This is a genomic window from Agrobacterium sp. 22-214-1, from assembly GCF_053522465.1.
Window position 1 is genome coordinate 116,760 of sequence record NZ_JBNWCK010000005.1, and the last position, 13,984, is coordinate 130,743.

Here is a 13,984-nt window from a genome sequence, read left to right on the forward strand (position 1 = left end):
GGTCTAAGACAACTCCGGTAACAATGGATAGACGCGGATGCAAACAAAACCTTTCCGAATCGGCACGCGCGGCAGCCCGCTGGCGCTCGCGCAGGCTCACGAGACGCGCAACCGGCTGATGGCGGCGCATGGCCTGCCGGAAGAAATGTTCGAAATCGTCGTGCTGTCCACCAAAGGCGACCGGATAACCGACCGCGCTTTGTCGGAGATCGGCGGCAAGGGCCTGTTTACGGAGGAGCTGGAAAGCCAGCTTCTGTCCGGCGAACTCGATATGGCCGTGCATTCCTCCAAGGATATGCCGACCCTTCTGCCCGAAGGGCTCTATCTGTCCGCTTTCCTACCGCGCGAAGATATACGCGACGCCTTCATCGGTCGCACCGCACCGAAGCTGCTGGAACTGCCGCAGGGCGCCGTGGTCGGCTCCGCATCCCTGCGCCGCCAGGCGCTGATCCGCCGCCTGCGGCCGGATCTGAGCGTCATCATTTTTCGCGGTCAGGTCGATACCCGCCTGCGCAAGCTGGAGGAAGGTCAGGCGGATGCGACGCTTCTCGCCTTTGCCGGCCTGAAGAGACTTGGTAAGGACAATGTGCCGACGGAAATTCTCGACCCGAAGGAATTCCCTCCTGCTCCGGCCCAGGGCGCAATCGGCGTGGAAAGCCGCATCGGCGATACGCGCATGGACGAACTGCTCGCACCCATAAACGACAGGCCCACTCATGATGCCGTCACATGCGAGCGCGCGTTTCTGGCAGCACTCGATGGTTCCTGTCGCACGCCGATTGCCGGCTACGCCACCTGCGACGGGGAGGAACTACATTTTTCCGGCCTGATCCTCACCCCCGATGGCCAGACGAGCCACGGCATCGAAGCGTCCGGCAACCGCCGCGATGCGGCAAAGCTCGGCCGGCAGGCCGGCGAAGACGTGCGCGCCAAGGCCGGCAGCAATTTCTTCGAAGGCTGGAGCTGAGCCGATGCGGATCGTCGTCACCCGGCCGCAGCGTTCGGGCAAAAGGACGACCGCAAAGCTTGAAGGGCTTGGCCATGCGCCGGTGCTTCTTCCGCTGTTTTATCCCGCCCATCATGGGGAACGCGCCGTCTCGGCGCTATCCGCCCCGCTGGCGGCCATCGCGGTGACCAGCGCCGAGGCGCTGCGAGCGCTGGAAACATCACGGGACGGGCTGGCTCCCTATCTGTCAAAACCGCTTTTTGCCGTCGGAGGAGCAACGGCGGAAGCGGCGGAAAAAACCGGCTTCGAACAAATTTTCACCGCCTCCGGCGACGCCGTGAGTCTGACCGCGCTGGTGACTGAGCACCGGACTCTATTTTCCGAAGAAAAACCGCTGCTCTATCTCGCCGGCAGGCCCCGTGGCGCCGTCTTCGAGGAAGGCCTTGCCGCCGCCGGCATTCCCTTCAGAACGGTCGAGTGTTACGAGATGCTGCCCTCCGATATTTCGGAGACGATGCTAGAGACGGCGCTTGTCGAAAGCGCTGCCGATGTGGTCCTGCTCTATTCATCGGAAGCGGCGCGGGCCTTTTTTCATCATGTATCGACGGAAAAATATGTGGCGGCGCTGGCAATGACACAATTCATCTGCATAAGCCGCAACGTCTTTTCTCTCGTTCCGGAAATCTTCCGCGCAAACGCCATTGCGGCCAAAGAACCGAGCGAGGCCGCGATGTTCGAACTTCTACGCCATAACTCTGGAACCTAATTCGAGCTCGCCTCTTTCCTTTGCCGCCGTCACTGACTAGGTTTAGATTACTGCAGGCAGAAATGAGGTTGTCATGGTATCGGGAAAGCCGCCACGCCACTCCAAGTCCAAAGCCGAACCGGTCACCATCGACCTGGACGCCAAAGACGTGAAAGCAATTTCCGCCGACGTGGACGCTGCCAAGACGGACGAAAAGGCCGGTGACAAAACACCTGAGGCCACCGCAGAGCCCGGAGTTTCGAAGACAAAGCCCGAAGCAGCCGCAACGGGCAACCCCGCGCCCATCTGGGACCAGCCCAAGAAAACCCCTATCGAGCCCGAACCCAATGTCGGCAAAGCCGAATCCGTAGCCACGGCACCGAAGGCTGAGAGCCCCACAGACACGCAGAAAGAGCCCGTCTCGCCGGCCCCTGTTCCGCCCAAAGCCGATACAAAACCGTCGACGGGCACCACTGACACGAGCGCGGCTGCGGCTGCAGCAGCTGCTGCGAAGCCGGCCTTCGGCTCCACAGCGTCCTCCAGCGCATCCAGCGGCGCCACCGCTGCAAGACCAACGACAGCGACCTCCGCCTCAGGACCGGCAAAGCCCTCCACATCACAGCAGGCGGAGCGCAAACAGGCGGCGACCTCCGGCCTGATCGCGGCAGGTATCGTCGGCGGCCTTGTGGCGCTCGCCGCCGCCGGCAGCATGCAATATGCCGGCATCCTGCCCTCCTTCAATGCAGGCAGGACGGGAAGCGAGGAAATCGCCGCACTGAAAACCGATCTCGGCAGCTTGCGGCAACAGCTTGCCAGTGCGCCAGCCGCCGACACCTCGGCGCTCGAACAGCGCATCGCAACCCTCGAAGGCGCAAAGGGTGAGGCCCCGCAGGTGGATGGGCTGTCGGAAAAAATCGCCGCGCTGGAATCCACCCTCCAGTCGGAGCGATCCGCGCAGGCATCGGCGACGGCGGAACTGACACGCCGTCTTGCGGATGCGGAAGCCAAGATCAACGAGCCGCGCGACGATATCGAAGTCGCCCGCGCCATCGCTTCCGCCGCCCTGAAGGCCGCGATCGATCGCGGTGGGCCGTTCCTGACGGAACTCGACACGCTGTCCAAGGTAACGCCCGACGATCCGGCCATTGCATCGCTGCAATCCTTCGCCGCAACCGGTGTGCCGTCGCGCTCAGAGCTGATGCAGAAATTCCCAGACGTCGCCAATGCAATGCTTTCCGCCATCAACCAGCCTGACCCCAATCAGGGCATCATGGAACGCCTGACAGAAAGCGCCTTTTCGCTGGTGAAGGTACGCCCGGTCGGAAATATCGAGGGCGAGACCTCTGAGGCCAAGATCGCGCGCATGGAAAACAAGCTGCGCAACGGCGATCTGCAGGGCGCAGCGCTTGAGTGGAACGGGCTTCCCGATGCCGCCAAGACGGCATCCGCCGATTACAAAAAATCGCTGGATGCGCGCATCGAGGTCGAAAATCTGGTCGGCGGCACCTTGAACCGCGCCATCACCAGCACCGGCAGGCAGGGGTAAGGGCATGACCAGAATTCTGACTTTCGCCGTTATCGTTCTGGCTCTCGGCTTCGGTTTCTCCTGGCTGGCCGACAGGCCTGGCGTCCTTTCCATCGTCTGGCGGGGCCAGCTGATCGAAATGAGCCTGATGGTCGCCGCCTCCATCATCGCGGCGCTGGTCGCCGCCGTCATGCTGGTCTGGTGGATCGTCAATGCCATCTGGACCTCACCCAATGCCGCCCGTCGTTATTTCCGCGCCCGCAAACGCGACCGGGGTTATCAGGCGCTCTCCACCGGGCTCATCGCCGCCGGGGCCGGCAATGCCATCCTCGCCCGCAAGATGACAGCCCGCACTCAAGGGCTGCTCAGCGCCGATCAGGAGCCGCTGATCCATCTGCTCGATGCGCAGGCTGACCTGATTGAGGGCAGATATGACGAGGCGCGGCGCAAATTCGAAGCCATGGCCCGCGATCCCGAGACACGCGAACTTGGCCTTCGCGGTCTTTATATCGAGGCCCGCCGTCAGGGCGCCTATGAAGCAGCCCAGCAATATGCCGAGGATGCAGCGGAAAAGGCTCCCTATCTGCCCTGGGCCGCGCAGGCGACGCTGGAAAACCGCTGCCGCAACGGACAGTGGGACGATGCCATCCGCCTGCTCGACCAGCAGAAGGCAGCCGGCGTCATCGAACGCGGTGAGGCGGAACGTCTGAAAGCCGTGCTTCTTACCGCCAAGGCCGGCGAAAAGCTGGAAAGCGATCCGGTCGGCGCGCGCGAGGATGCCAAGCACGCTCTCAAGCTTGCCAAGAGCCTGGTTCCGGCAGCGCTGATCGCGGCGAAATCCTATCTCCGGGAAGACAATCTGCGCAAGGCAGCCACGGTTCTGGAGCCCGTCTGGAAAAACGATCCGCACCCGCAGATCGCCGAACTTTATGTCCGCGCACGCAGCGGCGATACCGCCATCGACCGGCTGAAACGGGCTGAGCGGCTGGAAAGCCTGAAGCCCAACAACATCGAATCCCTGTTCGCGGTGGCGCAGGCAGCGCTCGATGCCAAGGAATTCGCCAAGGCGCGGGCCAAGGCCGAGGCCGCCGCCCGGATCGAGCCGCGCGAGAGCATCTTCTTGCTGATGGCCGATATCGAGGAGGCCGAAACCGGCGACCAGGGCCGTGTGCGCTACTGGATGGCGCAGGCGCTGCGCGCGCCGCGCGACCCCGCCTGGGTGGCAGACGGCGTCGTTTCGGAAAAATGGCTGCCGGTCTCGCCGGTCACCGGCCGTCTCGATGCTTTCGAATGGAAAGCGCCTTTCGGCCAGCTCGAAGCTCCAGTCGAAGACCTGACAATCGAAAACGCGATTGCCGCAGCGCCCGCACGGGCCGAACCGGCCGCGAAGACGATCATTGTCGAAGCCGCGCCGGAGACACGCACCGAACCGAAACCCGCCCCGGCCGCACCGATCGAGGTCAAGCCGGCCGTATCGGTCCCGCAGGAGAAAAAGCCGGTCACAATCGAAGCGCCAGTGGAAACCGATGTTACGGATGAAAAGGCGGAAGCCGTGCCGTTTTTCGGCGGCGCGCCGGATGATCCGGGCGTCAAGAAACCCGGTGCGGAAGCCGAACCCAAGACCCGGCTCAAACTCTTCTGACGAACAGGATATCGATGTTCCAGCAAATACAGTCGTTTATTCAGAACCTCGTCGGCCCGCATGGGGATGATTTCAGTCCGGACGATCTGAGGGTGGCGGTGGCCGCCCTCTGTTTCCAGGTCATGGAAGCGGATGGCACCGTCTCGAAAAGCGAGCGTGAACGCCTGCGCGAAATCCTGCAGGATTATTACCATCTCGATGCCGGCAAGCTGGACGCGCTTCTCGCCGCCGGCCAGGAGGCCGGCAAGGAAGCCGTCGATTATTACCGCTTCACCACCGATATACGCCGCCATCTCGATGAAGATCAGCGCGTGGAGCTTATTGGCATATTATGGGATATTGTTTACGCTGACGGCGAACGAAGCGAAATGGAAGACCATGTGATCTGGCGAGTCGCCGACCTGCTTGGTGTATCCGTGCGCGACAGGGTTCTGCAACGTCAGCAGGCCGCCACGAGGTCCGGGCCCGCTGAAGAAAGCGAAAACGAAGACGATGCTGTTTGACCCTTCCAGGCAACAGAGAAAACAACCATCGCTGCTCATCGTCCTGCATCAGGAACGTTCCACGCCCGGCCGCGTCGGCCAGATGCTGGTGGAAAAAGGGTATCGTCTGGATATAAGACGCCCTGCACTCGGCGACGACCTGCCGCAAACGCTGGAGAAACACGCGGGCGCCATCATTTTCGGCGGCCCGATGAGCGCCAACGATTCTCATGACTACGTCAAAGCCGAAATCGACTGGCTGAAGGTGCCGTTGAAGGAAAACAAACCCTTTCTCGGCATCTGTCTCGGCGCGCAGATGCTGTCCAAACATCTCGGCGGCAAGGTGGAGGCCGACAGGGAGGGCAAGGTGGAGATCGGCTGGTATCCGCTTCATGCCACCGAACATGGGCGGCTTCTGATGCCCCATTGGCCGAAGATGGTCTATCATTTCCACAAGGAAGGGTTCGAGCTGCCGCGCGGAGCCGAACTTCTGGCCTCCGGCGAAACCTATCCCAATCAGGCCTATCGCTATGGAAAAAATGCCTGGGGCCTGCAGTTTCACGCCGAGCTGACCCGCGCCATGATGCATAGCTGGGTGGTGCGCGGCGCGCAGCGCTTCGGCATGCCCAATGCGCAGGTGGGCAGCCAGCATCTGGAAGGCCGCATGCTGTTCGACACGCCGCTCAGGGCATGGCTCGGCAATTTCCTCGATCTAGTTTTTGAGGGCAAGGCGCAGCGCTAGAGCATTTCCAGTAAAAGTGCGCAGCGGTTTTACGTCCGGAAAATGCTTAAAAACAAAAGGTTAGATCGTTTTTGCGATTCGAAGAAAAGCCAAAACGATCTAAGACCCATCGCCATCAGCGCGGCGCATCCAGATTGTCGATTCTGCGCAGCTTGGAGAAACCGAGCGCCCAGATAACCGCCACTGCAAGCGTGCCGGCCCCGCCGATGACAACGGCCGGCACGGCCCCGACGACATGCGCCATGGTGCCGGCGCGGAATTCGCCCAGCTCGTTCGATGCGCCGACGAACACCATGTTCACGGCATTCACACGCCCACGCACCTCATCCGGCGTCCACAGCGCGATCAGGGTCTCGCGCACATAAACCGACACCATGTCGGATGCGCCCATGACGACCAACGCGGCGATGGACAGCCACGCGGTTTGCGAAAGCCCGAAGACCACGGTGGAGATGCCGAAGAGGCCGACGCCGGTAAACATCAGCAGGCCGGCGTGGTGACGAATGGGCTTGAAGGCCAGAATGACCGCAACGGTGATGGCCCCGATGCCGGGTGCTGCGCGCAAAAGCCCGAGGCCCCATGGCCCAAGCGTCAGCACTTCCTTGGCAAAAATCGGCATCAGCGCCACCGCGCCACCCAGCAGCACCGCGAAAAGATCGAGCGAGATCGCACCGAGAACGATTTTTTCCTGCGCGATGAATTTGAACCCGGCGAGCATGGTTTCGAGACTGACGGCTTTTGCCGGGCCGCGTTGTTCCGGCTTGCGGATCGTCACCGCAAGCGTGGCCGATACGATGAAGAGCACGAATGCCACACTATAGGCGACGGAAGCACCGAGGCCATAAAGCAGGCCGCCGGCGACGGGACCGAGAATGGACGCCATCTGCCACGAAGAGGAATTCCAGGCGATGGCGTTCGGCAAATCCTCTACCGGCACGAGATTGGGCGCCAGCGACTGAACCGCCGGTCCCATGAAGGCGCGCTCTATGCCGAAGACGACAAGAATGGCGAAGACCGGCCAGGGAGAAAAGCTGTGCGTCAGCGTAAGACCCAGAAGAGCGGCAGCGCACAGCGCCGCAATCAGCAGGCATATGGCCATGATGCGCCGACGATTGTGCCGGTCGGCGACCGTTCCGGTGACGAGGATCAGAAGCAGCGACGGCAGAAACTGGAAAAGACCGATCAGGCCGAGATAAAAAGCGTTGCCGGTCACCTCATACATCTGCCAGCCGACCGAGACGCTGACGATCTGGATGGCGAAGGCCGAAAAAAACCGGGCGCTGAAAAAGCGGCGATAGGAACTATGCCGGAATGCACCGAAACGGTTTTCGGCGGAAGGGAGGGACATCGGCTGGGTGCTCGCGAGACAATATGAGAGCTTTGCAATAGAGCGATATCACAGGAATCGCCAGCCCTCACCAGCGGGATGACGAAAAGTGTGAGCGGTTTTCGTCTGAAATCCCTCTACAAAGCCATGAACCAGATTGCGATGATCGCCGGTCGATCAGACCAAAGATCATTACGATCCGGCGCGACACTTGCCGGTTCACGGTTCAATGTCTAAATGTCTTGCAACCAAGATACGGAGATATTGATGCTTGCCCTGTTTCAGACCATCGATCTGGCCTTGAACCTCTATACGTGGGTGCTGATCGCCAGCGCTATTTTTTCCTGGCTTTACGCCTTCAACGTCATCAATTCCCGCAACCAGTTCGTGAACGCCATCGGCAGCTTTCTGTTCAATGTCACGGAACCGGTTCTGCGCCCCATCCGCCGCATTCTGCCCAATCTCGGCGGCATCGACATTTCGCCGATCATCGTGCTCTTGATCATCTTCTTCATCCGCTCCTTCATGTGGAACACGCTTTACCCGATGGTCGCTTGAGCGGCTGCTGGCAGAAGCATAGCGACCATGTCCGCCTGACCGTCCGCCTCACGCCGAATGGCGGACGGGACGCCATCGACGGCGTGGAAAAGGATGCAGAGGGAAACGCGCATCTGAAGGCCCGCGTCAGCGCCGTGCCGGAAGGCGGCAAGGCCAACAGGGCCCTGATTGTTTTGCTGGCGAAAAAACTCGGCCTGCCGAAATCCTCCATCAGCTTCGTTTCAGGCGAAACGGCGCGTAAAAAAATCCTCCGGATCGACACCGACCCGGAGGATTTCGAAGAGCTATTCAAAAAGCTCGAAAACTAAAGCGCATCGCGTTTAATCTGATTCATGCGACGCGCTTTAGATCTTTATTTTTAAGCATGTCTTGGTCCCAAAACCGCTGCACACTTTTGGGAGACATGCTTTAGATCAGCCCTGCGCCTTGTAGCGCTCGATGGCTTCGACGATCAGCTTCTTGGCGACGTCGACATCCTGCCAGCCGCCCATCTTCACCCACTTGCCGGGCTCCAAATCCTTGTAGTGCTCGAAGAAGTGCTCGATCTGCTTCAGCGTGATTTCCGGCAGGTCGGTGTAGTTGTGGACCTTGTCGTAACGGCGCGTCAGCTTCGGAACCGGCACGGCGAGGATCTTCTCGTCCTTGCCGCCGTCATCTTCCATGATCATTACGCCGATGGGGCGGACATTGATGACGCAGCCCGGAACCAGCGGACGGGTGTTGCAGATGAGAACGTCGATCGGATCGCCATCGTCGGACAGGGTGTGCGGTACGAAACCATAGTTACCCGGATAGGTCATAGGCGTGTAGAGGAAGCGATCGACGATCAGCGCACCGGCATCCTTGTCCATCTCGTACTTGATCGGGTGTCCACCGACCGGCACTTCAACGATGACATTCACGTCATCCGGCGGATTCTTGCCTACGGAAATTGCATCGATACGCATTCGCTTCCCTCATTCGACGGGTTGGATTTGGTTTTCGATACTGGGAAAGTCGCCGCATTGCAACATGGCTTTGGGCGGATAAGGCAGAATGCGAGATTTGAGGCTATCGCAATTGCGCATGGTCGGCCGCGAGAATGAACCCAAGGCCAAATCACCCGGCATTGTTTGTCAGTTCCAGACGAAACCGACCTTGCGAAGCGACTTGCCGTCGAAATCTTCCATGCCTTCGGCGATATCGCGGCCACCGTGAGAGCGGAAAAAGCGATTGGCCACATCGCTGTCTTCAAGGCACCAGACAACGATGCCGTTGCAGCCAAGCGAGGTCAGCAGTCTGCGCGCTTCCGTAAACAGCAGCGAGCCAAGCCCGATGCCCTGATATTCCGGCCGGAGATACAGTTCGTAAATCTCGCCGTCCTGCGGCAGCCCGCGTGCCCGGCTGAGGCCCAGCGTCGCATATCCGGCGACCACACCGGCCACCTCCACCACCAGCATCGTTGCGGAGCCTTTGGTTGCCTTTTTCCACCAGACTTCTCCACGACGCTCGAGCATCTGCGTCAACGGCCGATGCGGGATAAGCCCGGCATAGGCCTGTTGCCACGACAGACGGTGCGCCTCTGAGATGGCGCGCGCATCATGCGGTTCAGCACGGCGAACATCGATGGATAACGTTTTCATAACGCGATTCTGGCCCCGGCCACGGAAACTTACCAGTCATAAAGGTTAACGCCGGCAAGCTTACCCACAGCCTATTCATGTGGACGACCGATAAAAATTAACGCATCCTTAACCTTTGGCAAAGCGCCTTTCGACTCATGCACACATAAAAACGAACGCATAAAAAAACCCGGCTCGAGGCCGGGTTCTTTCAAATTCGTAACGACAAGCCGCAATCAGACAGCGAGCTTGGCCTTTTCAAAACGCTTGCGATCGTTGGCGTCCAGGAACATCTTGCGCAGACGGATGGACTTCGGCGTCACTTCCATCAGCTCATCGTCCTGAATCCAGGAGAGCGCGCGATCGAGCGTCATGCGGATCGGCGGCGTCAGCTTCACGGCTTCATCCTTGCCGGCAGCGCGGATGTTGGTCAGCTGCTTGCCCTTCAGCACGTTCACTTCGAGATCGTTATCGCGAGAGTGAATACCGATGATCATGCCGGCATAAACCTTCTCACCCGGCTCGATGATCATCGGGCCGCGATCTTCCAGGTTGAACATGGCATAAGCGACAGCTTCACCCGAACCGTTCGACAAGAGAACGCCGTTCACGCGGCCGGCAATCTGGCCCTTGAAGGGCTGATAGTCGTGGAACAGGCGGTTCATGATCGCCGTGCCGCGGGTGTCGGTCAAAAGCTCCGACTGGTAGCCGATCAGGCCACGGGTCGGCGCATAGAACTTCAGACGAACGCGATTGCCGCCGGAAGGACGAAGCTCGGCCATTTCAGCCTTGCGCTCGGACATCTTCTGGACGACGACGCCGGAATGTTCTTCATCAACGTCGATCACGACTTCTTCGATCGGCTCCAGCAGGGTGCCGTTCTCATCCTTGTGCATCACGACGCGCGGACGCGAAACGGCAAGCTCGAAGCCTTCGCGACGCATGGTTTCGATCAGAACCGCCAGCTGCAATTCGCCACGGCCGGAAACGAAGAACGAATCCTTGCCTTCGGCTTCTTCGATCTTCAGCGCAACGTTACCTTCGGCTTCCTTGAACAGACGGTCACGGATAACGCGGCTCGTGACCTTGTCGCCTTCGGTGCCAGCCAGCGGGCTGTCGTTGACGATGAACGACATGGTAACGGTCGGCGGGTCGATCGGCTGCGCGGTCATCGCCTCGGTGACGGAGGGGTCACAGAAGGTGTCGGCAACAGTACCCTTGGAGAGGCCTGCAATCGCGACGATGTCGCCGGCATGGGCTTCTTCGATAGACGTGCGCTCAATGCCGCGGAATGCGAGGATCTTGGAGATACGGCCGTTTTCAATAACCTTGCCGTCCTGGCCGAGAACCTTCACCGCCTGGTTCGGCTTGATGGAGCCGGAAGCGATGCGGCCGGTGATGATGCGGCCGAGGAAGTTGTTGGCTTCAAGAATGGTGCCGATCAGGCGGAACGGACCTTCTTCAACCTTGGGCTCCGGAACATGTTCGAGAACCAGATCGAGCAGCGGCGCAAGGCCCTGATCCTTCGGGCCTTCCGGGTTGACGTTCATCCAGCCGTCACGGCCGGAACCGTAGAGGATCGGGAAGTCGAGCTGCTCGTCGGTGGCGTCGAGGTTGGCGAAGAGGTCGAAGACTTCGTTGATGACTTCTTCGTGGCGGCCATCCGGACGGTCGATCTTGTTGATCGCGACGATCGGGCGAAGACCGACCTTCAGCGCCTTGCTGACCACGAACTTGGTCTGCGGCATCGGGCCTTCCGAGCTATCGACCAGAACGATAGCACCGTCCACCATCGACAGGATACGCTCGACTTCGCCGCCGAAGTCGGCGTGGCCGGGGGTGTCGACGATGTTGATGCGGACACCCTTCCACTCCACCGAGGTCGCCTTGGCGAGAATGGTGATGCCACGTTCCTTTTCGAGATCGTTGCTATCCATCACGCGCTCGGCGACACGCTGGTTGTCGCGGAACGAGCCGGACTGCTTCAGAAGCTCGTCCACGAGCGTCGTTTTTCCATGGTCAACGTGCGCGATGATCGCGATGTTGCGAAGTGCCATTGTTCAAAATCTCTGAGGTTGGGCGCTATATCGATGAGAAACGCCAATTTAGTTTGGCGCGCTCATAACCTTTTTTTTGCAAATGCGAAAGGGGGGGCCTTGTCATAAGCCCCCTGCACTCAGGTTCTAGCTCAGAAATATGACAGTCTTTTATACCGGAGCCTTATACCAGACCACGCTTCAAAAGCATGGCGTCCGGGCTTGGCATCTTGCCACGAAAAGCAAGATATGCCTCCTCCGGATCGATGGAACCGCCGACGGAATAGATATTGTCTTTCAACTTGCGCGCCATTTCGCCATCGAAGGGGTTGCCGGTTTCCTCGAAGGCCGAAAAGGCATCGGCATCCAGCACTTCCGACCACATGTAGGAATAATAGCCGGCCGAATATCCGTCGCCGGAGAAAACGTGCTGGAAATGCGGGGTCGCATGCCGCATGACGATAGACTTCGGCATGTTCAGGGTGGAGAGCACCTCACCCTGCACGACCATCGGATCGCTCACGTTTTCCCGAGTGTGGAACGCCATATCGACAATCGCCGACGAGGTGAATTCCACCGTGCTGAAACCGGCATTGAAGGTCTGCGCGGCCAGAACCTTGTCCAGCAGCGCCTTCGGCATCGGCGCGCCTGTGTCATAATGCAGGGCGTATTTTTCCAGAATTTCCGGCACCGTCAGCCAATGTTCGTAAAGCTGCGACGGCAATTCGACGAAATCGCGCGAGACGCCCGTTCCGGAAACGGAAGGGTAAGTGACATTTGACAACATGCCATGCAGCGCGTGGCCGAATTCGTGAAACAGCGTGCGCGCATCGTCGAGCGAAAGCAGCGCCGGTTTGCCTTCAGCCGGTTTGGCGAAATTGCAGACATTGTAGATGATCGGAATTTCTCCTACCGTGCCATTCTTCAAGGGCAGCTTGTGCTGCGACTGGAAGGAGCTCATCCACGCGCCGGAGCGCTTGGAGGGGCGGGCGAAATAATCGCCGAGGAACATGGCTTTCAGATCGCCCTTTTCATCGCGGATTTCGAAAACCCGCACATCCGGGTGATAGGCGGCGACGCCTTTGACTTCGACCGCTCGAATCCCGAACAACCGCCCGGCCACATCGAAGCAGGCCTCGATGATCTTTTCGAGCTGCAGATAGGGCTTCAGCTCCGCCTCGGAGAAGCTGAATTTCCGTGCCCGCAACTTTTCGGCATAATGCCGCCAGTCCCAGGGCAGCACTTCGTGATTCCTGCCCTCCTCGGCGATGATGGCGGCCAGTTCGGCCTCTTCCTCGCCCGCACGGCGCACGGCCTTTTCCCAGACCTGCCCCAGAAGACCGTTCACGGCATGCGGCGTCTTCGCCATCGTGTCATCAAGCTTGTAGGCGGCGAAATTCGCGTAACCGAGAAGCTTTGACTTTTCCTCGCGCAGTTCGAGCGTGCGGTGGACGATATCGCGATTGTCTGTCTCGCCGCCATTCTCGCCGCGCGCCACCCAGGCCCTGAAGGCCTGTTCGCGCAGATCGCGGCGTTCGGAAAAGGTCAGGAAAGGCTCGATGATGGAACGGGAAAGGGTAACGGCAAATTTGCCGTCCTCGCCATGCTCACGGGCCGCACCCGCCATCGCGTCGCGAAGAAAACCGGGAATGCCGGCAAGTTCCTCTTCCGTGGAAAGCAGAAGCTTCCAGTTCTTTTCATCCGCCAGCACATTCTGCCCGAATCTCGCGCCGAGACCCGCAAGTTCCTCATTGATCGCCGCCAGTCGTTCCTGCCGGTCCTTCGGCAGCTTGGCGCCGGAGCGCACGAAACCCTTCCAGTGCCGCTCAAGAACGCGGCTCTCCTCACCCGTCAGCCCAAGCGTTCCGCGCTTTTCCCACAATGTATCGATGCGCTTGAACAACGCTTCGTTCATGCCGATCTTCGAATAGTGCCGCGACAGTTTCGGTGCGATCTCCCGCTCCAGCGCCTGGATCACACCATTGGTATTGGCGCCTGCCCTGTTCCAGAACAGCGCCGAAATGCGCGAAAGATCGTCTCCGGCGATTTCGAGCGCGGTCACGGTGTTTTCGAAGCTCGGGCTCTCAGCATTGCCAGCAATCGCATCGATTTCCTGTTCGTGGGACAGAAGGGCGGCATCGAAGGCCGGAGCGAAATCCTCATCCCTGACCGCATCGAATTTCGGCAGACCATTGTGGCCGTTCCAGTCAAAGAGTGCGGGATAAAGCGCGGTCTTGGATGGCATTTCATCTTCCTTGTACAATTCCGGTTTAAGCCCATATGGGCACGCCTCCACCGGCAATTCAATGCCGGACTTTGGTGTAAGGAAGATTGGCTACGACCTGATTTTTGCTTTTGCCCCGACTGCCGGCGCAGACGC

General features: G+C 59.8%; 13 protein-coding genes. 8 read left to right on the forward strand and 5 right to left on the reverse strand.

The genetic code is table 11. The features are described from left to right. Positions 1-37 precede the first annotated feature (37 nt). The 6 genes from hemC (at position 38) to ACQZ5G_RS18360 (ending at position 6,082) form a co-directional block, all read left to right on the forward strand. Positions 38-967, forward strand: a complete 930-nt coding sequence (gene hemC, locus ACQZ5G_RS18335) for a hydroxymethylbilane synthase (protein ID WP_448737957.1) — start codon at positions 38-40, stop codon at positions 965-967. A 4-nt stretch (positions 968-971) separates the two neighbouring features. After that, positions 972-1,712, forward strand: coding sequence for a uroporphyrinogen-III synthase (locus tag ACQZ5G_RS18340; protein ID WP_448737958.1), 741 nt, complete (start codon positions 972-974; stop codon positions 1,710-1,712). Positions 1,713-1,785: 73 nt separating this feature from the next. Beyond that, positions 1,786-3,237, forward strand: a complete 1,452-nt coding sequence (locus tag ACQZ5G_RS18345) for a mitofilin family membrane protein (RefSeq protein WP_448737959.1) — start codon at positions 1,786-1,788, stop codon at positions 3,235-3,237. Between the two features lie 4 nt (positions 3,238-3,241). Further along, entirely contained in the window at positions 3,242-4,858 is a 1,617-nt protein-coding gene (locus ACQZ5G_RS18350) for a heme biosynthesis HemY N-terminal domain-containing protein (protein ID WP_448737960.1), read from the forward strand. Positions 4,859-4,872: 14 nt separating this feature from the next. Beyond that, complete coding sequence (locus tag ACQZ5G_RS18355; RefSeq protein ID WP_448737961.1) at positions 4,873-5,361, forward strand: tellurite resistance TerB family protein; 489 nt, start codon at positions 4,873-4,875, stop codon at positions 5,359-5,361. Then, on the forward strand, positions 5,351-6,082 hold the full coding sequence (locus ACQZ5G_RS18360) for a glutamine amidotransferase (RefSeq protein ID WP_003523491.1): 732 nt from the start codon (positions 5,351-5,353) through the stop codon (positions 6,080-6,082). The genes ACQZ5G_RS18355 and ACQZ5G_RS18360 overlap by 11 nt, the downstream gene beginning before the upstream one ends. Positions 6,083-6,197: 115 nt before the next feature. Here ACQZ5G_RS18360 and ACQZ5G_RS18365 read toward each other — a convergent pair whose 3' ends face one another. Beyond that, on the reverse strand, positions 6,198-7,430 hold the full coding sequence (locus tag ACQZ5G_RS18365) for an MFS transporter (RefSeq protein ID WP_448737962.1): 1,233 nt from the start codon (positions 7,428-7,430) through the stop codon (positions 6,198-6,200). Positions 7,431-7,676: 246 nt separating this feature from the next. On the opposite strand from ACQZ5G_RS18365, the gene ACQZ5G_RS18370 reads away from it, so the two are divergent. Next, on the forward strand, positions 7,677-7,967 hold the full coding sequence (locus ACQZ5G_RS18370) for a YggT family protein (protein ID WP_003523487.1): 291 nt from the start codon (positions 7,677-7,679) through the stop codon (positions 7,965-7,967). Then, on the forward strand, positions 7,964-8,275 hold the full coding sequence (locus ACQZ5G_RS18375; protein WP_448737963.1) for a DUF167 domain-containing protein: 312 nt from the start codon (positions 7,964-7,966) through the stop codon (positions 8,273-8,275). The genes ACQZ5G_RS18370 and ACQZ5G_RS18375 overlap by 4 nt, the downstream gene beginning before the upstream one ends. 105 nt (positions 8,276-8,380) lie before the next feature. Here ACQZ5G_RS18375 and ppa read toward each other — a convergent pair whose 3' ends face one another. The 4 genes from ppa to ACQZ5G_RS18395 form a co-directional block, all read right to left on the reverse strand. Further along, positions 8,381-8,914, reverse strand: a complete 534-nt coding sequence (gene ppa / locus ACQZ5G_RS18380) for an inorganic diphosphatase (RefSeq protein WP_003523485.1) — start codon at positions 8,912-8,914, stop codon at positions 8,381-8,383. A 168-nt stretch (positions 8,915-9,082) separates the two neighbouring features. Continuing rightward, a complete protein-coding gene (locus tag ACQZ5G_RS18385; RefSeq protein WP_003523484.1) occupies positions 9,083-9,589 on the reverse strand; it encodes a GNAT family N-acetyltransferase in 507 nt (168 codons plus the stop codon). A gap of 215 nt (positions 9,590-9,804) precedes the next feature. After that, the gene (gene typA / locus ACQZ5G_RS18390) at positions 9,805-11,625 is read right to left on the reverse strand and encodes a translational GTPase TypA (RefSeq protein WP_003523483.1); all 1,821 of its coding nucleotides are present in this window, start codon (positions 11,623-11,625) and stop codon (positions 9,805-9,807) included. 163 nt (positions 11,626-11,788) lie between these two features. Then, positions 11,789-13,849 carry a M3 family metallopeptidase gene (locus ACQZ5G_RS18395; RefSeq protein ID WP_448737964.1) on the reverse strand — a complete coding sequence of 687 codons (2,061 nt, stop codon included), beginning with the start codon at positions 13,847-13,849 and terminating at the stop codon, positions 11,789-11,791. Between the last annotated feature and the right edge of the window lie 135 nt (positions 13,850-13,984).